Origin of the sequence: Massilia sp. R2A-15, from assembly GCF_030704305.1 — a bacterium.
In the GTDB taxonomy this organism is placed as follows: Bacteria; Pseudomonadota; Gammaproteobacteria; order Burkholderiales; family Burkholderiaceae_D; genus JAFCUW01.
Genome location: NZ_CP131935.1, coordinates 3,728,538 through 3,746,731, shown reverse-complemented (window position 1 = coordinate 3,746,731; position 18,194 = coordinate 3,728,538). Strand labels below are relative to the sequence as shown.

Sequence of the window (18,194 nt, the reverse complement as noted above, 5' to 3'; positions counted from 1 at the left end):
AATCCGACAGGCAGCGCCCGGTCCCGCCTGGTTTTCGACGCGCGAAAACGGCGGGAGCCGGAGAATCGGACCCATTTGTACAAAGATTGGACGCATCGGCCAGCTAATCCTTTAAAATTAGGTTGATTATAACTCTCTCTTTTTAAAAAGAATTCATCGATATGCGCGCCTCCCGATTTTTTATTTCAACTCTAAAAGAAGCGCCGTCCGACGCCGAGATCGTCAGCCACCAGTTGATGATGCGCGCGGGCATGATCAAGCGCCTCGGATCCGGCATCTATACCTATATGCCGACGGGCCTGCGGGTGATCCGCAAGGTCGAAGCGATCATTCGCGATGAGATGAACAAGGCCGGCGCCATCGAGCTCCTGATGCCGCTGGTGCAGCCGGCCGAGCTGTGGCAGGAAACCGGCCGCTGGGACAAGATGGGCCCGGAGCTGATGCGCGTGAAGGACCGCCACGGCCGCGACTACGCGATCCAGCCGACGTCCGAGGAAGTCATCACCGACGTGGTGCGCACCGAGATCAAGTCCTACCGCCAGCTGCCGCTGAACTTCTATCACATCCAGACCAAGTTCCGCGACGAGCGCCGTCCGCGTTTCGGCCTGATGCGCGGGCGCGAGTTCACCATGAAGGACGCCTACTCGTTCGACCGCGACCTGGCCGGCATGCAGGCCTCCTACAAGGTCATGTTCGACGCCTACACCAAGATCTTCCAGCGCTTCGGCCTGAAGTTCCGCGCGGTGGCGGCCGACAACGGCGCCATCGGCGGCACCGGCTCGCATGAATTCCACGTCATCGCCAGCACCGGCGAAGACGCCATCGTCTATTGTCCAACCTCGGACTACGCGGCCAACATGGAAGCGGCCGAAGCGATGCCGCTGGCCGCCAGCCGTCCCGCCGCGGCGCAGGCGCTGACCAAGACCTCGACCCCGGACACCGTCAAGTGCGAGCAGGTCGCCAAGCTGCTGAACCTGGACCTGGCGCAGACCGTCAAGACCATCGCACTGACCGTGGAGAAGGAAGTCGACGGCAAGCAGGTCAAGGAAAACTGGATGCTGCTGCTGCGCGGCGACCACGAACTGAACGAAGTCAAGGTGGCCAAGGTGCCAGGCCTGGCGGCGCACCGCTTCGCCACTGAAGCCGAGATCCTCGAGTGCTACGGCACCATACCCGGCTACCTGGGGCCGATCGGCTGCAAGCAGCCTGTGAAGGTGGTGGCCGACCGCACGGTCGCCAACATGGCGGACTTCGTCTGCGGCGCCAATGAAGAAGGCTTCCACTACACCGGCGCCAACTGGGGCCGCGACGTGGCCGAGCCGATCGTGGCCGACCTGCGCAACGTGATCGAAGGCGACGCCTCGCCGGACGGCCAGGGCGTGCTGGCGATCGAGCGCGGCATCGAAGTGGGCCACGTGTTCCAGCTGGGCACCGCGTACTCGGAAAGCATGAAAGCCACCTTCCTCGACGAGAACGGCAAGCCGGCGCCGCTGCAGATGGGCTGCTACGGCATCGGCGTGACCCGCATCCTGGGCGCGGCGATCGAACAGAACTTCGACGACAAGGGCATCATCTGGCCGACCGCCATTGCGCCGTTCGAGCTGGTGCTGTGCCCGATGGGCATGGACCGCAGCGAGATGGTCAAGGCCGAGGTCGAGAAGCTGTACGCCGAACTGCAGGCGGCCGGCGTGGACGTGATCGTCGACGACCGCGGCCTGCGTCCGGGCGCCATGTTCGCCGACTGGGAACTGATCGGCGTGCCGCACCGCATCGTGATCGGCGAGCGCGGCCTGAAGGAAGGCAACCTCGAGTACCAGGGCCGCCGCGACGCGGAAGCGACCGCGGTGCCGGTGGCCGGCATGGTCGAGTTCATCAAGGGCAAGCTGGCCCAGTGAAACCTGCCGTGACATGGCTGGCGCGCGGGCTGCTCGCGGCCGGCCTGGCTTGCTGCGCGATTGCGCATGCGGGCAACCAGAAGGAAGAAGCGCTGGCCGACTCGGTGCGGCTGGCGCTGGCTAACGCGATCAAGGATGCGCGTCCGCCGCAGCCGGTGTTTCGCGACGAGGCCGCGAGACAGCGCTACCAGCAGTGGCTGGCGGTGATGTCCGAGCGGCTCAAGCGCAAGCTGCCGGATGCCCAGTCGCGCACCGAGTTCCTCGAGACCGCCTGGTACGAGGCAACCCGGGCCGGGCTCGATCCGGGACTGGTGCTGGGGCTGATCCAGGTCGAGTCGGCGTACCGCAAGTACGCGGTGTCGATGGTCGGCGCGCGCGGCTACATGCAGGTGATGCCGTTCTGGACCAACGTGATCGGCGACAGCGACCGCAAAAAGCTGTTCCACATGCAGACCAACCTGCGCTACGGCTGCGCGATCCTGCGGATGTACATCGACATGGAAGCGGGCAGCCTGTACCTGGCGCTGGGGCGCTACAACGGCAGCCGCGGGCGGCCGGAGTACCCGAACGCGGTGCTTTCGGCGTGGAAAAATTGGCAGATGTGATGACTGTGACAATACTTGGTTCTGACCTCGCGGGGTCAGACCCTTTTTAATCGAGCGCGCCTGATTGCACTCAAGACGCTCGATCTCCAACCGGCTATGGTTGAGAGCGATGCCTACCGTAGTGACATTACTCGGATTTCGCCTCGTGATCTATCCTGGTGATCACCCGCCGGCGCACGTCCACGTGATCGGCAAAGGCGTCGAAGCCGTCTTCAAGTTGAATTGCCCGAACGGTCCGTCTATATTGAGGAATCAATACAGGTTTCCGGGCAAAGAGCTGGTGCGAATTTCACCCGAGATCGATACGCGCATATTGCAACTTTGTGAAGTGTGGAGGTCCGTCAATGGGAATTTCTGATGCCGAGTATGAAGCGGCGACGCGGCGGGGCGAATTGATGAAAGCTACGTGGCCAGCGGCTATCGCCGTGCGATACGATGCAGTCGCACGTCGTGTTGTCATCTCGTTGTCCTCCGGAATTGACGTATCGTTCCCTCCCTGCAATGCACAGGGATTGGAGAACGCGGGTCCGGACGATCTGGCCACCGCCGAAATCAGTCCCTCTGGCTTCGGAATCCATTTTCCGCGTGTCGACGCGGATATCTACATTCCTAACCTGTTGCAAGGTCGAATGGGGTCGGAGCGCTGGATGCAGGCGAGGGAGCTGGAGAAGAAATGAGGCAAGATGGCCTCTGAGCGCTTGATGTTATGGACAAGTTATTAATTAACGCTGGTCGCCGCATAAAAACAAAAGCCCCGGTTTTGAAACCGGGGCTTTTTCCATTTCAGCCGTTTCGGCCTGGATGTTCTTATTTCAGGTGATCCGAAATGAGCTTGGTCATTTCGAACATCGAAACCTGGGCCTTGCCGCCGAATACGGCTTTCAGCTTGTCGTCGGCATTGATCATGCGACGGTTTGCAGCATCTTGCAGGTCGAGCTTCTTGATATAGTCCCAGACCTTTTTGGTCACTTCGGTGCGTGGCAGCGGAGTGGCGCCAACCACTGCGGCCAGCGTCGTCGATGGGGTCATCGCCTTCATGAAGGCGGCGTTTGGCTTGCGTGGTGCTGCTGGCTTCTTTGCTGCAGCGGCTTTTGGCGCTGCTTTTGCTGGAGCTGCTGCTTTCTTCGCCGCCGGCTTTGCCGCTGGCTTGGCTGCTGCCTTCTTTGCTGGAGCTGCTGCTGGGGTTTTTTTGGCTGTTGCCATCTTCGAGCCTCCTAAACGAACACAATGGGAAATTGCGCAATTGATCGCACGGCTTATATTGGTGGGCTTTTACTGTTGTTGCAAGTCTTTTTCGATTTTTTTCGTGCGGAAACTAACGAAAAACCCCGTTATGTCGCTCCCCGGGCGCTTGCCCGGCGAATTTGAATAGAAAAACCGGCTGCGACGAGCGTTTCGCCGGCCGGTTTTCTAATGCGTGAAAAGAACCCTGACGCGTGCCTGAGTCCTGGGCCTAGCGTTCGGCCAGGTGTTCGTAGACGAACGATTTGAGCGTCAGCAGCACGGCTTCGTCGGCCGCCTGTTCGTCGAATTCGATGCCGTAACGCATTTGCTGCGACAGCCGGCCCTTGATGCTGCGGATGATGCACGGCATGGTGACCAGGCGCGCCTTGTCGCTCAGGCGCAGGCGGAAGGCGATCTTGATGCGGGTGCCGGGCTCGCCGAGGACAAAGCCGGTCGCCGCCGCGCAGCCGGTACCCGACAGGTTGGTGATGATGCCCGGGACGGAGTAATTGTCGTCCGTCGTGATCGACACGGGAAGCTTGGCATCGACGCGCAGCGACTGGCGGAACGACTTGGTGACCGCATCGGTCGGATAGCGCAGGAACAGGTGCCCGCTCGGCAGCGGGGCGTAGCGCATCACGGTGGTCTTGAACATGCACAGGCTGCGCCCGAAGATGACCTGCACCGTGAGCGGCAGCCCTTCGAAATTGTTCCAGGTCTGCGCCGTTCCCAGGCCCAGGGCCGGCGCCGAAACGATCACCGACTGCTGCGGAATGCGGCCGTAGAACTCGACGTGGACCTTGCGCGGCTCGAAGTCGCTGGGCAGCTTGAAGGTGAGGATGACGCCCTCGGCGTTGTGCTTGAGATATTTGAGCGGATCGGCGGGCTGGGCCGCCTCGGCCGCTTCGGCAGGCGGGCCGGACGCTTCGATGATGCCGATGCCGTGATCGGCGGAGTTGGCGGCGCGCACCGGCAGGGCGAGCATCAGGCGCTGGCGCACCACCTCGTCGCCGACCATGAAGCCGGCCGGCGCCAGCAACTCGCCCGAGCGAAGGTAGATCGACCAGGGCAGCGCGGCCCCGATTGTCAATTCGCTGTTAGAGATCTGAACGAATTGGCGCTTTGACATGATTTTGCGATATAAGTTGGACGTTCCGGCCACCTGTCGGCGCCGAAAAAGTTACAAGAATATATCGCTTTTCTGTCGGTATTGCCACCGCTAAAGCAGAGTTGTTGCGTCCCGGATTCAGCGCCGGGCCGCATGCCGCTAGCGCAGGCCCGGCATCATGCCCTTCATGCCGCGCATCATCTTCATCATGCCGCCGCCCTTGAACTTTTTCATCATCGTGTTCATCTGTTCGTACTGCGCCAGCATGCGGTTCACTTCCTGCACCTGGACGCCAGCGCCGGCGGCGATGCGGCGCTTGCGGGTGGCCTTGATCAGCTCCGGCTTGGCGCGCTCCTGCGGCGTCATCGAGTCGATGATGCCGACCATGCGCCGCACCTGCTTGTCGGCCTGGTCCATGTTGGCGCCGCCGGCGGCCTGCTGGAACTGGGCCGGCAGCTTGTCGAGCAGGCTGGCCATGCCGCCCATCTTCTTCATCTGGCCCAGCTGCGCCTTGAAGTCGTTCATGTCGAACTTGCCGCCGACCTTGATCTTGTTGGCCAGGTCGGCCGCCGCCTTGCTGTCGACGCCCTTGCGCGCTTCTTCCACCAGCGCCAGGATGTCGCCCATGCCCAGGATGCGGTTGGCCATGCGCTGGGCGTCGAACGTCTCGAGACCGTCGAGCTTCTCGGACACGCCGGCGAACTTGATCGGCTTGCCGGTGATGTGGCGCACCGAAAGCGCCGCGCCTCCGCGCGAGTCGCCGTCGAGCTTGGTGAGCACGATGCCGGTCAGCGGCAGCGCGTCGTTGAAGGCCTTGGCGGTGTTGATCGCATCCTGGCCGAGCATCGCGTCGACCACGAACAGGGTCTCGATCGGCTTGACCGCCGCGTGTACTGCGGAAATTTCCTGCATCATCGCTTCGTCGATGCCAAGGCGGCCGGCGGTGTCGATGATCAGGACGTCGTGGTAGTGCTTCTTCGCCCAGTCGAGCGCGGCGCGGGCGATGTCAACCGGCTTGTCGGTGGAGGAGGTGGGGAAGAAGTCGGCGCCGACCTGCTTGGTCACCGATTCGAGCTGGGCGATCGCGGCGGGACGGTAGACGTCGGCCGACACGGTCAGCACTTTCTTCTTTTTCTCTTCGCGCAGGTACTTGGCGAGCTTGCCGACGGTGGTGGTCTTACCCACACCCTGCAGGCCGGCCATCAGGATGATCGCCGGCGGCTGCTGGGCAAAGCTCAGCTGCGACGCCTCGGGGCCGAGGTCGGCGCCCATCAGCGCGCCCAGTTCCCGCTGCACCACGCCGACCAGGGCCTGGCCCGGGGAAAGCGAGGCGAGCACTTCCTCGCCGAGCGCCTTTTCCTTGACCTTGCCGATGAATTCGCGCACCGCCGGCAGCGCCACGTCGGCTTCGAGCAGGGCCAGCCGCACTTCGCGCAGCATCTCGGCGGTATTGGCTTCGGTCAGGCGAGCCTCACCGCGCATGGTCTTGACGACCTTGGCAAGGCGTTGGGTTAAGTTATCTAGCATGTGGCGAACCTGGTGAATGGTGTGGCCCGGTCGGGCGGTTTGTCGTGCATTTTACCTCATCGCGGCGCGCCCGCAGGCCGGATGCTGCTACCATCAGGGCGTGGAAATTGCACCCAAGCATTTATGCCGATGATCCTTCTGCTATTGCTTTCCTTGCTGTGTCTGCCGGCCGGCGCGGCGACCGTGCGCATGGCGTTCGGCGACAACTTGCCGCCCTATATATTAGTGGCGAGCAAATCGGGCATCGAGGTCGACATCGTGCGCGAGGCGCTGGCCTGGCGCGGCCATGTGCTGCAGCCGGTGTTCATGCCGATGGGACGGGTGCCGGTTTCTTTCCTGGCGCGCAAGGCCGATGCGATCATGATCGACGTCGGCCAGGACATGGCCGCGGCCGGCGGTGTCTACGGCGACCCGCCCGTCATCTACCACAACTATATGTATACGCTGGCGACGCGCCGGCTGTCGATCCGCACCCCGTCGGACCTGCGCAAGCGCTGGGTGATGTCCTTCGTCGGCGCCTCCAGCCGCTACCCCGAGTGGTTCGGCAAGCTCGACCGCAACGAGCACTACGTCGAGCGCAACAACCAGGAATCCCAGCCCCAGCTGCTGGCGATGGGCCGCTACGACGTGGTGGTCAGCGACCGCACCATCTTCACCTACTACGCGCGCCAGCACGAGCGCCGCGATCCGCATTTTCGCATGCCGCCGGTGGACGAACACGCGCGGCCCAAAGCCAATCCGCGCGACTACCGGCCGGTGTTTCGCGACGCCCGCGTGCGCGACGACTTCAACGCCGGCCTTGCCTGGCTGCGCAAGAGCGGGCGCTACGACGCGATCTACGCGCGCTACCTGAACGGCGAATAGCCCGCTTGTCGTCCCCGCGGAGGCAGGGACCCATTCCGAGCCAGCTCAGCATAGGTTCCTGGCCGGGGGGCGCCGAGCCCAGGAACGACAATCTCAAAATGTCTGTCTCGAAATGCAACAGCTTGCTATGATCTAGGCAAACAATTCTTGATCAGCAACTACATAACGGAGACAGGCATGACAGGCAAAATGATCTGCAAGACCATCGCCATCGCGGCAATGCTGGTGGCGGGGGGCGCCCAGGCGCAGGAAGTAGTCCGGCTCGGCAACCTGAAGTTCGCTCATTACGGCGCGGTGTCGTACATGAAGGAAATCGCGCCCAAGTGCGGCATCAGGATTGACGAAAAGATTTTCGCCAAGGGCCTCGACGCGATGCAGGCGGTGATCGCCGGCGAGCTCGACGTCGCCACCACCGCCTCCGAGGCCGCCATCTCCGGCCGCGCCAGCGGGGCGCCGATCTTCGTCGTGGCCGGCTTCGCAAAGGGCGGCGCGCGCCTGGTCGCCCGTCCCGAGCTGAACATCAAGTCGGTCAAGGACCTGAAAGGCAAGAAAGTCGGCGTCACCCGTGGCGCGATCCAGGAAGTGCTGCTGATGGCCGAGCTGCAAAAGCACGGCCTGACCGCCGACAGCGCGCCCGGCAAGGACGTGCAGCTGATCTACCTGTCGTATCCCGACCTGAACGCCGCGCTGCTGGGCAAGAACATCGACGCCATGATGCAGTCCGAGCCGCAGTCCTCGCAGGCGATCAACAAGAATTTCGGCGCCGAAGTGATCAAGCCCTACGACACGCCGATCGGCGAGCCGGTGCGCACGATGGTCATGACTGAGAAGTTCTACAAGGAAAAGCGTCCGGTGGCCGAGAAGTTTATGCGCTGCTTCGTCGAAGCGACCAAGATGTTCATCGACAACAAGGCGCTGGCCGAGAAGTATGTGCGCGAGACCGTATTCAAGGGCCAGATCACCACCGACGACTTCAACGACGCGATGGGCAACGCCGCGTACACCTATGACGTCACGCCCGAGCACATTCAGGTCACCACCGACATCATGCTGAAAACCGGCGTGGGCAAGATGGCAAAGCCGCCGGTCGCGACAGAATGGGTCAAGACCGACCTGCTCAGCGCGGCCAAGAAAAGCCTGAACGTCAAGTAACGGGACGCGCCGATGACGAAAGGGAAATTGCGGGGAATCGGGATCGGGCTGGTGGTGCCTGCCCTGATCATCGCGCTGTGGCAGGCGGTGGCGATGCTGGGCTGGGTCAATCCCCAGGTGCTGCCGTCACCGCTCGCGGTGGTCGAAAAGTGGATCGCCTACCTGCTGCCGGTGCAGCCGTACACCGAGGGCAGCCGGCTGGCGTGGATGTTTTCCGGTGAGCTGATCATCGATTCGATCGGCAGCATGTACCGGGTGCTGGTGGGATTTTTCATCGGCGCCGGGCTGGCGCTGCCGATCGGCCTGGCGATGGGAGCGAGCCCGCGCGTGTATGCGTGGTTCAACCCGTTGTTCCAGCTGCTGCGGCCGATCCCGCCGATCGCGTACATCCCGCTGTCGATCCTGTGGTTCGGCCTGGGCAACCCGCCGGCCGTGTTCCTGATCGTGCTTGGCGCCTTCTTCCCGGTGCTGATGAACACCATCGCCGGCGTGCGCCAGGTCGACAGCATCTACCTGCGCGCCGCGCGCAACCTGGGCGCCAGCCAGCGCACCATGTTCCTGCGCGTGATCCTGCCGGCGGCCGTGCCGTACATTTTGGCTGGCGTGCGGATCGGCATCGGCACCGCCTTCATCGTCGTCATCGTCTCCGAGATGATCGCCGTGAACAACGGCCTGGGCTTCCGCATCCTGGAGGCGCGCGAGTACTTCTGGTCCGACAAGATCATCGCCGGCATGATCACCATCGGCCTGTGGGGCCTGGCGATCGACGTCGGCATGAACCGCCTGAACAACCATTTGCTGCGCTGGCACCGCGGCCTGGAAAACTAAATGAGCGACTCCCACATCGTTATTTCCGGCGTCAACAAGATCTTCCAGACCGGCGAGCGCGAACTGGTCGCGCTCAAGGACATCAACCTCGAGATCCCGCGCGGACAGTTCACCTGCCTGCTGGGGCCATCGGGCTGCGGCAAGTCGACCCTGCTCAACGCGGTGGCCGGCTTCTCGCTGCCCACCACCGGCACCATCACCGCCGACGGCAAGCCGGTCACCGAGCCGGGGCCGGACCGCGGCATGGTGTTCCAGGAGTACGCGCTGTTCCCCTGGATGACGGTGGAGGACAACGTCGGCTTCGGGCTCGAGATCAAGGGCGTGAACCGGACCGAGATTCGCCAGCGCGTCGACGGCCTGCTGGCGATGCTGTCGCTGTCGGACTTCCGCGCGCGCTTTCCGAAGGACCTGTCGGGCGGCATGCGCCAGCGCGTGGCGATCGCCCGGGTGCTGGCGCTGGACTCGCCGATCATGCTGATGGACGAGCCGTTCGGCGCGCTCGACGCGCTCACCCGGCGCAACCTGCAGGACGAGCTGCTGCGCATCTGGGCCGAGCTGAAAAAGACCATCCTGTTCGTCACGCACAGCATCGAGGAAGCCATCTACCTGGCCGACCGGATTGTCGTGATGACCTACCGGCCCGGCACGGTCAAGCGCGACATCATCGTCGAGCTGCCGCGCGAGCGCGATCCGGCTTCGCCCGAGTTCAATGCCCTCAAGCGCGAGCTGGGGCAACTGGTAATGGAAGAGCAGCAGCGCCATCATCACGACGAGCTGCGCATGGCGGCGGTGGATTAATTTTCAAGCATGTCGTACCTGCGCAGGCAGGTACCCATACTGAGCGGGCAAAGAGTGGCGGCCGATTCAGCATGGGTACCTGCCTTCGCAGGTACGACACCCAGTGAGTTCCGATGGTGTAAACTTCGAGTCATGCAGACTTCTCTCTTTTTCGTCGCCGCGCTTGCCTACGCCATCTGCGCCTTTTTGCCGATCCGGCAAGGCGCGCTGATCTCGGCCGTCACCGCCGGCGCCTGGCTGCTTCACGGCGCCGCGCTGTGGACCGACATGCGCGCGCCCGGCGGCCTGCGCGTGGGCTTCGCCATCATGCTGTCGGCCGCGCTGTGGGTCTCGGTCGCCGCCTACTGGCTGGAAAACCGTAACTTCGCGCTCGACGGCCTGCGCCGCCTGGTCATGCCGTGCGCCGCCGCGGCCGCCGCGCTGCCCGCCGTCTTCCCCGGCAGCGTGTTCCAGCTGCAGGGCCAGTCGCCCGCCTTCGGGTGGCACATCGCGGTCGCCATCCTGGCCTACAGCACCCTGACCATCGCCGCCTTCCACGCCGTGCTGATGGCGCTGCAGGAGTCGCGCCTGCACACGCGCGCGCCCGCCGCCGGCTGGCTTGGCGGCGCCCTCGACCAGCTGCCGGCCCTGCTGACGATGGAAAAACTGCTGTTCCGCCTGATCGGCATCGGCTTCGTGCTGCTCAGCCTTACCGTCCTGTCGGGCATCGTGTTCTCCGAACAGCTGTTCGGCGCCGCGCTGAAGTGGGACCACAAGACCATCTTCGCGCTGCTGTCGTGGATCCTGTTCGCCGCGCTGCTGGCGGGACGCAAATGGAAAGGCTGGCGCGGCAAGACCGCGCTGCGCTTCACGCTGGCCGGCTTCGCCACGCTGGTGCTGGCCTACGTCGGCAGCCGCTTCGTGCTCGAAGTCGTGCTGCACCGGGCGGTCGCATGAGCCGCCTGCTGTTCTGGCTCGCGCTGGCGGTGCTGGTGGTGTTCGCCATCCGCAGCAAGCTGCGCGCATCGGGCCTGAAGCCGCCGCGCGATAGTCGCGCCGACTACATTCCGCGCGAGGGCGCCAGCGAGCCGATGGCCTGCTGCGCCCATTGCGGCGTCTACTTCCCGGCTTCCGAAGCGGTGCACGCCGACGGCCGCGACTACTGCAGCCCGGCCCACGTCCGCCTGCCGTCGAAGTAGCGCGATGATCCGCGGTCAAGCGCTGTCGCCCGAATCGCGCGAAACCTACTGGCGCTCGCTCCAAACGCTCAACGCCACCCGCGTCGTCATCGCGACGGTGCTGCTGCTGTATGTCATTTTCGACAGCAAGGGCCCGCGCGACTGGCACCTGTACGCCCAGACCTGCATGGCCTACCTGGTCGGCGCGCTGCTGTTCGGGCTTCTGACCGTGTATTGGCGGCGCCGTTACCTGTACCAGCTGGGCGCCCAGCTCGCGCTCGACCTGGTCGTCATCTCGCTGCTGTACGCCGGCGCCGGCGGCATGCGCAGCGGCCTGTCGATCCTGTACCTGTTCCCGCTGGCCGGCGCGGCGATCCTCGCGCCGCTGGTGATGGCGCTGTTCGCCGCGTCGCTGGTGACCCTGTTCCTGATCGGCGGCAGCCTGTGGGATACGCTGCTGCTCGACGCCGACGCGCCGCTGCTGCAGTCGGGCGTGTATGGCGCGGCGTTCTTCGCCGCGGTGCTGCTGCTTAGCCGCCTGGCCGAAAAGCTGATCGGCCAGGAGGAGCTGGCCGCGCGGCGCGGCGCCGACCTGAAGATCCAGCAGGCGATCAACCGCATCGTGATGGCCGACGTCGGCGACGGCATCCTGGTGGTCGGCGGGGACGGCGAAGTATTCACCAGCAATCCGGCCGCGCAGCGCATGCTGGCGCTGGCCGGCGAGGGCGCCGACTTCCGGCTGTCGGCGGTGGCGCCGCTGGCCCCGGTGTTCGACGCCTTCGAAACCTGGCGCGCGCTGCCGGCGGGCGAGGGCAGCGGCGCCTTCGTCACCGTCAAGCCCGGCCAGGATGGCGGCGCCCTGCACGGCGCGCGGCCGGACTTGGGCGCCCACCTGCAGCTGCGTTTCGCGCGCGTGGACACCAAGGACCGGGCCGCCGAGCGCTTCGTCATCTTCCTGCAGGACGTCACCGCGATCGAAAACCAGGCGCAGCAACTGAAGCTGGCGTCGATGGGGCGCCTGACCGCCAGCATCGCGCACGAGGTGAGAAATCCCTTGTCGGCGATCGGCCACGCCACGTCGCTGCTGGCCGAGGACCTGACCGAGCCGTCGCACGCGCGCCTGCTGAAGATCGTCGGCGACAACGTGGCGCGGGTGAACCGCATGGTCGAGGACATCCTGCAGCTGTCGCGCAAGGTGCAGCCGCACAACGAGCCGCTGGCGCTGGACGCCTTTCTGGCCGAGATCGGCGCCGAATTCCAGGAGACCCACGCGCTGGCAGCCGACATGATCGCCGTGCGCGGCGCCGGCCAGGCGCCGGTGCGCTTCGATCCGCTGCACCTGCGCGAGGTGGTGGTGAACCTCTTGACCAACGCGATCCGCTACGCCAGCGGCACGCCGGGATCGATCCGCCTGTCGGTGGTCGGCGACGCGTCGGGCCGGCAGGAGCTGCACGTGCAGGACGACGGCCCCGGCATCACGCCGGAAGTGCGCGCCCACCTGTTCGAGCCGTTCTACACTACCTCGAGCAAGGGCACCGGCCTGGGCCTGTACCTGGCGCGCGAGCTGTGCCTGAACAACGGCGCCATGCTCGATTATGAATACCGCATCGATTCCGGCACCTACGGCCTGCGCAAGCCGACCGGCCGGTTCGTCATCACGTTCGCGCAGCAGCACTCCCTGTAACGGAAAGGCATCGCCATGACTTCACCCCGCATCCTGGTCGTCGACGACGAAGCCGACCTGCGCGAACTGCTCGACATCACCCTGGTGAAGATGGGCCTGGACGTCGACAGCGCGGAGAACCTGCGCGAGGCGCGCGCGCTGTTCGCCGCCAACGACTACGCGCTGGTGCTGACCGACATGCGCCTGCCCGACGGCCTGGGCCTGGAGCTGGTGCGCGAAGTGGCGGCCAGCGGCAAGGGCACGCCGATCGCCGTCGTCACCGCCTACGGCAGCGCCGACAACGCGGTGGTCGCGCTCAAAGCCGGCGCTTTCGACTACGTCTCCAAGCCGGTGGTGCTGGACGACCTGCGCGTGATGGTGCGCTCGGCGCTGCGCCTGGCGCCGGCAGCCGGCCAGGCCGCACCAGGCGCCGCCGCGCCCAGCCGCCTCATCGGCGACTCGCCGGCGATGCAGGGCCTGCGCGCGCAGATCGGCCGGCTGGCGCGCTCGATGGCGCCGATCGCCATTTCCGGCGAGTCGGGCAGCGGCAAGGAACTGGCGGCGCGCGAGATCCACGCCCAAAGCTCGCGCGCGGCGCGGCCCTTCATCGCGGTCAACTGCGGCGCGATTCCCGAGCAGTTGATGGAAGCGGAGTTTTTCGGCTACCGCAAGGGAGCCTTCACCGGCGCGGCCGACGAGCGCGACGGCTTCTTCCAGGCGGCCAACGGCGGCACCCTGATGCTCGACGAGGTGGCCGACCTGCCGCTGGCGATGCAGGTCAAGCTGCTGCGCGCGATCCAGGAGCGGCGCGTGCGCAAGATCGGCGCCACGGCGGAGGAGCCGGTGGACGTGCGCATCATCAGCGCCACCCACAAGGACCTGGCCAGGTGCGTCGAGCGCGGCGAGTTCCGCCAGGACTTGTTCTACCGCCTGAACGTGATCGAGCTGACCCTGCCTCCGCTGCGCGAACGGCTCGGCGACCTGGCCGTGCTCACCGACGGCATCCTGGCGCGGCTGGCCGGACCGGGGCAGAAGGCGGTGCTCGGCCCCGGCGTGCTCGACGCCCTGTGCGCCTACTCCTTCCCCGGCAACGTGCGCGAACTGGAAAACGTGCTTGAACGCGCGCTGGCGTTCGCCAACGACGGCGTGATCGAGGTGGGCGACCTGTCGCTGAAAAGCGCGCGCGTGGCCGAAGCCGCGCCGGCGCCGCCGCCCGTGCCAACGCCTGCCGCGGCGCCGGAGCCGGCCGCCGCGGCAGGCGATTTGCCGAGCGACCTGCCGGGCTACCTGGCCCAGGTCGAGCGCGACATCATCCTGCGCGCGCTGATCCAGACCCAGTTCAACCGCACCCAGGCCGCGCAGCTGCTCGGCATCAGCTTCCGCCAGCTGCGCTACCAGATGCAGAAGCTCGACATCCAGGAGCCGGAACAATGAAGATCGGCGCCGATGGCTGGTGCGCGCAGGCGGCGCGCTACGAGTCGCCCAATTTCGACGCGCGCCCGGCCGGCGCCGAAGTCGAGCTGCTGGTGCTGCACAATATCAGCCTGCCGGCCGGGAAGTTCGGCGGCCCGCACATTGCCGACCTGTTTACCAACCGCGTGGACTTCAACGCGCATCCCTCGTTCGCCGACCTGCGCGGCCTGGAGGTGTCGGCCCATTTCCTGGTGCGCCGCGACGGCCGGGTGATCCAGTTCGTGTCCTGCAACGACCGCGCCTGGCACGCCGGGGTGTCGCAGTTCGACGGCCGCGAGAAGTGCAACGACTTTTCGGTCGGCGTCGAGATCGAAGGCTCGGATTTTGTTGCATTTTCGCCAGCGCAATATGAATCGGTGGCCGCGCTGACCCTCGCGCTGCTCGAACGCTATCCGCTGGCGGCCATCCAGGGGCATGAGCACGTCGCGCCGGGGCGCAAGACCGACCCGGGACCGTTTTTCGACTGGGAAATGTTCACCAATACTCTCGCGCGGACGGCGCAAAAACTGCCTGAAAAAGAAGCAATGTTAGTGGCCGCTCACCGGCCAATCGGCATCCTTTCCGCACTGAAAAATGTCAAGTGGCCGAACCCGAAATTAAACGAAATATTTAGTGTCTAATGCTGTTGGAAAGTTATTGCGTGGCCGTCGGGCAGGCACTACAATTAGTCCCATCTCAACACTCATGACTAGATATAGTGGTGTCGACGGACTCAACCACGACACAGTTTCACCACCGCCGGCAACAGCGAGGCGGTGTCGAATCAGAGTAATCCACCCATGTTAGACGTCGTTTGCCAACAGGCTGCAACGGTTGGCGGGGTATTTTTCGCTTTTTTATTTTGTTGACGGACCGCTGACCGAGCGGACTACTTGATAACAATGGCAGCAGCACGACTGCAATGCCAACCCTGGGGAGCCTCAATGCACACATCACAAGACACTTCTACTAATCTGCACGTCACCCCAGGTTCGACGGCGCCCGCGGCCGACGCCAGCGCGGCCGACATCGCGGCGCGCGGCGACTATCGCATCATCCGCCGCAACGGCGCCGTGGTCGCCTTCGAGCCGACCAAGATCGCCATCGCGATGACCAAGGCCTTCCTCGCCGTCAACGGCGGGCAGGGCGCGGCATCGGCGCGCATCCGCGAACTGGTCGAGCAACTGACCGCGAACGTGGTCGCCGCCCTGGTGCGCCACCATCCGACCGGCGGCACCTTCCATATCGAAGATGTGCAGGATCAGGTAGAACTGGCTTTGATGCGCTCGGGCGAGCATGACGTCGCCCGCGGCTACGTGCTGTACCGCGCCAAGCACATGGAAGAGCGCCGCGCCGCCAAGGAAGCCGCCGGCGGCAAGGCCGAACTGGCCGCACCGCAGATCCACGTGCTGGAAAACGGCGAGCGCCGTCCGCTGGACATGAACCAGGTCCGCGACCTGATCAACGCCGCCTGCGTCGGCCTGGAAAAGCACGTCGATGCCGACGCCATCCTGGCCGAGACGGTCAAGAACCTGTACGACGGCGTGCCGGTCGAAGAGCTGCACAAGTCCGCCATCCTGGCCGCCCGCGCGCTGATGGAAAAGGATCCTGCCTACTCGCAGGTGACCGCGCGCATCCTGCTGCACACGATCCGCAAGGAAGTCTTCGGCAAGGACGTGCCGCAGGCGAAGGCCGCAGCCGCCTACATCGACTACTTCCCGCAATACATCGCCAAGGGCATCGAAAACGAGCTGCTCGATCCGGTGCTGGCATCGTACGACCTGGCCAAGCTGGCCAAGGCGCTCGTCGCCGACCGCGATCTGCAATTTGGCTACATCGGCCTGCAGACCCTGTACGACCGCTACTTCCTGCACGTGCGCGACGTGCGCATCGAAATGCCGCAGGCGTTCTACATGCGCGTCGCGATGGGCCTGTCGCTGCGTGAAGAAAACCGCGAAGCGCGCGCCATCGAGTTCTACCACCTGCTGTCGTCGTTCGACTTCATGAGCTCGACCCCGACCCTGTTCAACTCGGGCACCCTGCGCTCGCAGCTGTCGTCGTGCTACCTGACCACCGTCTCGGACGACCTGGAAGGCATCTACGACGCGATCAAGGAAAACGCGCTGCTGGCCAAGTTCGCCGGCGGCCTGGGTAACGACTGGACCCCGGTGCGTGCGCTCGGCGCCCACATCAAGGGCACCAACGGCAAGTCGCAAGGCGTCGTGCCGTTCCTCAAAGTGGTCAACGACACCGCGGTTGCGGTCAACCAGGGCGGCAAGCGCAAGGGCGCGGTCTGCGCCTACCTGGAAACCTGGCACATGGACATCGAGGAATTCCTCGACCTGCGCAAGAACACCGGCGACGACCGCCGCCGCACCCACGACATGAACACCGCCAACTGGATTCCGGACATGTTCATGAAGCGCGTGATGGAAAAGGGCGACTGGACCCTGTTCTCGCCGTCCGAGACGCCGGACCTGCACGACAAGGTCGGCAAGGCGTTCGAGCAGGCTTACCTGGGCTACGAAGCCAAGGCTGCCGCCGGCGAAATGCGCGTCTTCAAGAAGGTCGCCGCGCTCGACCTGTGGCGCAAGATGCTGTCGATGCTGTTCGAAACCGGCCACCCATGGATCACGTTCAAGGATCCGTGCAACATCCGTTCGCCGCAGCAGCACGTCGGCGTGGTCCACAGCTCGAACCTGTGCACCGAGATCACCCTGAACACCAACGCCGATGAAATCGCCGTCTGCAACCTCGGCTCGGTCAACCTGCCTGCCCACATGAAAGAGGGCAAGCTGGACCACGTCAAGCTGCAGAAGACCGTGCGCACCGCAATGCGCATGCTCGACAACGTCATCGACATCAACTACTACGCCGTCGAAAAAGCGCGCAACGCCAACATGCGCCACCGTCCAGTCGGCATGGGCGTGATGGGCTTCCAGGACTGCCTGCACATGATGCGCGTGCCGTTCGCCTCGAACGAAGCGGTGCAGTTTGCCGACACCTCGATGGAAGCGGTCTGCTACTACGCTTACCTGGCATCGACCGAGCTGGCAGAAGAGCGCGGCCGCTACCAGTCGTACGAAGGTTCGCTGTGGGATCGCGGCATTTTGCCGCAGGATTCGGTGAAGTTGCTGGCAGAAGAGCGCGGCGGCTACCTGGAAGTGGACGATTCGTCGGCGATGGACTGGACCCCGGTGCGCGAGCGTATCAAGCAGTTCGGCATGCGTAACTCGAACTGCGTGGCGATCGCCCCGACCGCGACCATTTCGAACATCATCGGCGTGTCGGCCTGCATCGAGCCGACCTTCCAGAACCTGTATGTGAAATCGAACCTGTCGGGCGAATTCACCGAAATCAACGCCTACCTGGTGCGCGACCTGAAGGCGCGCGACCTGTGGGACGAAGTGATGATCGCCGACCTGAAGTACTTCGACGGCTCGCTGGCCAAGATCGACCGCATTCCTCAAGACCTGCGCGACATCTACGCCACCGCGTTCGAAGTGTCGCCAAGCTGGCTGGTGGAAGCCGCATCGCGCCGCCAGAAGTGGATCGACCAGGCCCAGTCGCTGAACATCTACATGGCCGGCGCTTCGGGCAAGAAGCTCGACGAGACCTACAAGCTGGCCTGGCTGCGCGGCCTGAAGACGACCTACTACCTGCGTACCATCGCGGCGACGCACATGGAGAAGTCGACTTCCCGTACCGGCGCGCTGAACGCGGTGGCGGTGGACGGCGGCATGTCGGCCAGCGCGGCGGCTGCGGCGGCCCCGGTGGCGGCGGCTCCGGCGGCGGTGGAAGACGGCGCGGCCTGCTACCTGCGTCCTGGCGACGACGGTTTCGAGGAATGCGAAGCCTGCCAGTAAACAACACGGTCTGATCGTCGGTCCTGCCACTGGCAGGACCCACCTCCTGCGAAGG

General features: G+C 64.7%; 17 protein-coding genes. 14 read left to right on the top strand and 3 right to left on the bottom strand.

The genetic code is table 11. From position 1 onward, the window contains the following. The first annotated feature begins 161 nt into the window (after positions 1-161). The 4 genes from Q4S45_RS17140 to Q4S45_RS17130 all read left to right on the top strand — a co-directional run bounded on the left by Q4S45_RS17140 (position 162) and on the right by Q4S45_RS17130 (position 3,177). Positions 162-1,895 carry a proline--tRNA ligase gene (locus tag Q4S45_RS17140; protein ID WP_305506323.1) on the top strand — a complete coding sequence of 578 codons (1,734 nt, stop codon included), beginning with the start codon at positions 162-164 and terminating at the stop codon, positions 1,893-1,895. Positions 1,896-1,924: 29 nt separating this feature from the next. Beyond that, on the top strand, positions 1,925-2,500 hold the full coding sequence (locus Q4S45_RS17135; protein WP_305512137.1) for a lytic transglycosylase domain-containing protein: 576 nt from the start codon (positions 1,925-1,927) through the stop codon (positions 2,498-2,500). 109 nt (positions 2,501-2,609) lie between these two features. Next, positions 2,610-2,858, top strand: coding sequence for a DUF4160 domain-containing protein (locus tag Q4S45_RS23235; RefSeq protein ID WP_374046047.1), 249 nt, complete (start codon positions 2,610-2,612; stop codon positions 2,856-2,858). Beyond that, positions 2,845-3,177, top strand: coding sequence for a DUF2442 domain-containing protein (locus Q4S45_RS17130; RefSeq protein WP_305506321.1), 333 nt, complete (start codon positions 2,845-2,847; stop codon positions 3,175-3,177). The genes Q4S45_RS23235 and Q4S45_RS17130 overlap by 14 nt, the downstream gene beginning before the upstream one ends. Positions 3,178-3,307: 130 nt before the next feature. Here Q4S45_RS17130 and Q4S45_RS17125 read toward each other — a convergent pair whose 3' ends face one another. From Q4S45_RS17125 to ffh, 3 genes are all read right to left on the bottom strand, one after another. After that, positions 3,308-3,703: an SWIB/MDM2 domain-containing protein gene (locus Q4S45_RS17125; RefSeq protein ID WP_305506319.1), complete on the bottom strand. Its 396-nt coding sequence runs from the start codon at positions 3,701-3,703 to the stop codon at positions 3,308-3,310. A gap of 250 nt (positions 3,704-3,953) precedes the next feature. Next, on the bottom strand, positions 3,954-4,853 hold the full coding sequence (locus Q4S45_RS17120) for a PilZ domain-containing protein (protein WP_305506317.1): 900 nt from the start codon (positions 4,851-4,853) through the stop codon (positions 3,954-3,956). 138 nt (positions 4,854-4,991) lie between these two features. After that, positions 4,992-6,359 (bottom strand): signal recognition particle protein, encoded by a 1,368-nt coding sequence (gene ffh, locus Q4S45_RS17115; RefSeq protein ID WP_305506315.1) that lies wholly within the window; start codon positions 6,357-6,359, stop codon positions 4,992-4,994. 129 nt (positions 6,360-6,488) lie between these two features. Here ffh and Q4S45_RS17110 point away from each other — a divergent pair, with 129 nt between their 5' ends. The 10 genes from Q4S45_RS17110 (at position 6,489) to Q4S45_RS17065 (ending at position 18,139) form a co-directional block, all read left to right on the top strand. Beyond that, the gene (locus Q4S45_RS17110; RefSeq protein ID WP_305506313.1) at positions 6,489-7,223 is read left to right on the top strand and encodes an ABC transporter substrate-binding protein; all 735 of its coding nucleotides are present in this window, start codon (positions 6,489-6,491) and stop codon (positions 7,221-7,223) included. Positions 7,224-7,400: 177 nt separating this feature from the next. After that, complete coding sequence (locus Q4S45_RS17105) at positions 7,401-8,375, top strand: ABC transporter substrate-binding protein (RefSeq protein ID WP_305506311.1); 975 nt, start codon at positions 7,401-7,403, stop codon at positions 8,373-8,375. Positions 8,376-8,387: 12 nt separating this feature from the next. Then, positions 8,388-9,203 (top strand): ABC transporter permease, encoded by an 816-nt coding sequence (locus Q4S45_RS17100; RefSeq protein ID WP_305506309.1) that lies wholly within the window; start codon positions 8,388-8,390, stop codon positions 9,201-9,203. Next, positions 9,204-10,001 carry an ABC transporter ATP-binding protein gene (locus Q4S45_RS17095; protein ID WP_305506307.1) on the top strand — a complete coding sequence of 266 codons (798 nt, stop codon included), beginning with the start codon at positions 9,204-9,206 and terminating at the stop codon, positions 9,999-10,001. Between the two features lie 132 nt (positions 10,002-10,133). Then, entirely contained in the window at positions 10,134-10,937 is an 804-nt protein-coding gene (locus tag Q4S45_RS17090; RefSeq protein WP_305506305.1) for an inner membrane protein YpjD, read from the top strand. Next, entirely contained in the window at positions 10,934-11,179 is a 246-nt protein-coding gene (locus tag Q4S45_RS17085) for a PP0621 family protein (RefSeq protein ID WP_305506303.1), read from the top strand. Before Q4S45_RS17090 ends, Q4S45_RS17085 begins: the two co-directional genes overlap by 4 nt. Before the next feature lie 4 nt (positions 11,180-11,183). Further along, positions 11,184-12,842 carry a PAS domain-containing sensor histidine kinase gene (locus Q4S45_RS17080; protein ID WP_305506301.1) on the top strand — a complete coding sequence of 553 codons (1,659 nt, stop codon included), beginning with the start codon at positions 11,184-11,186 and terminating at the stop codon, positions 12,840-12,842. A 15-nt stretch (positions 12,843-12,857) separates the two neighbouring features. Beyond that, entirely contained in the window at positions 12,858-14,255 is a 1,398-nt protein-coding gene (locus tag Q4S45_RS17075; RefSeq protein ID WP_305506299.1) for a sigma-54 dependent transcriptional regulator, read from the top strand. Continuing rightward, the gene (ampD, locus tag Q4S45_RS17070) at positions 14,252-14,914 is read left to right on the top strand and encodes a 1,6-anhydro-N-acetylmuramyl-L-alanine amidase AmpD (protein ID WP_305506297.1); all 663 of its coding nucleotides are present in this window, start codon (positions 14,252-14,254) and stop codon (positions 14,912-14,914) included. The genes Q4S45_RS17075 and ampD overlap by 4 nt, the downstream gene beginning before the upstream one ends. 303 nt (positions 14,915-15,217) lie before the next feature. After that, complete coding sequence (locus Q4S45_RS17065) at positions 15,218-18,139, top strand: ribonucleoside-diphosphate reductase subunit alpha (RefSeq protein ID WP_305506295.1); 2,922 nt, start codon at positions 15,218-15,220, stop codon at positions 18,137-18,139. The last annotated feature ends 55 nt before the right edge of the window (positions 18,140-18,194 follow it).

Bases quoted from the DNA above. Each gene is read 5' to 3' on its own strand.
- Q4S45_RS17140 (WP_305506323.1), top strand. From the start codon at position 162: ATGCGCGCCTCCCGATTTTTTATTTCAACTCTAAAAGAAGCGCCGTCC.
- Q4S45_RS23235 (WP_374046047.1), top strand. From the start codon at position 2,610: ATGCCTACCGTAGTGACATTACTCGGATTTCGCCTCGTGATCTATCCT.
- Q4S45_RS17130 (WP_305506321.1), top strand. From the start codon at position 2,845: ATGGGAATTTCTGATGCCGAGTATGAAGCGGCGACGCGGCGGGGCGAA.
- Q4S45_RS17125 (WP_305506319.1), bottom strand. From the start codon at position 3,703: ATGGCAACAGCCAAAAAAACCCCAGCAGCAGCTCCAGCAAAGAAGGCA.
- Q4S45_RS17120 (WP_305506317.1), bottom strand. From the start codon at position 4,853: ATGTCAAAGCGCCAATTCGTTCAGATCTCTAACAGCGAATTGACAATC.
- ffh (WP_305506315.1), bottom strand. From the start codon at position 6,359: ATGCTAGATAACTTAACCCAACGCCTTGCCAAGGTCGTCAAGACCATG.
- Q4S45_RS17110 (WP_305506313.1), top strand. From the start codon at position 6,489: ATGATCCTTCTGCTATTGCTTTCCTTGCTGTGTCTGCCGGCCGGCGCG.
- Q4S45_RS17105 (WP_305506311.1), top strand. From the start codon at position 7,401: ATGACAGGCAAAATGATCTGCAAGACCATCGCCATCGCGGCAATGCTG.
- Q4S45_RS17100 (WP_305506309.1), top strand. From the start codon at position 8,388: ATGACGAAAGGGAAATTGCGGGGAATCGGGATCGGGCTGGTGGTGCCT.
- Q4S45_RS17095 (WP_305506307.1), top strand. From the start codon at position 9,204: ATGAGCGACTCCCACATCGTTATTTCCGGCGTCAACAAGATCTTCCAG.
- Q4S45_RS17090 (WP_305506305.1), top strand. From the start codon at position 10,134: ATGCAGACTTCTCTCTTTTTCGTCGCCGCGCTTGCCTACGCCATCTGC.
- Q4S45_RS17085 (WP_305506303.1), top strand. From the start codon at position 10,934: ATGAGCCGCCTGCTGTTCTGGCTCGCGCTGGCGGTGCTGGTGGTGTTC.
- Q4S45_RS17080 (WP_305506301.1), top strand. From the start codon at position 11,184: ATGATCCGCGGTCAAGCGCTGTCGCCCGAATCGCGCGAAACCTACTGG.
- Q4S45_RS17075 (WP_305506299.1), top strand. From the start codon at position 12,858: ATGACTTCACCCCGCATCCTGGTCGTCGACGACGAAGCCGACCTGCGC.
- ampD (WP_305506297.1), top strand. From the start codon at position 14,252: ATGAAGATCGGCGCCGATGGCTGGTGCGCGCAGGCGGCGCGCTACGAG.
- Q4S45_RS17065 (WP_305506295.1), top strand. From the start codon at position 15,218: ATGCACACATCACAAGACACTTCTACTAATCTGCACGTCACCCCAGGT.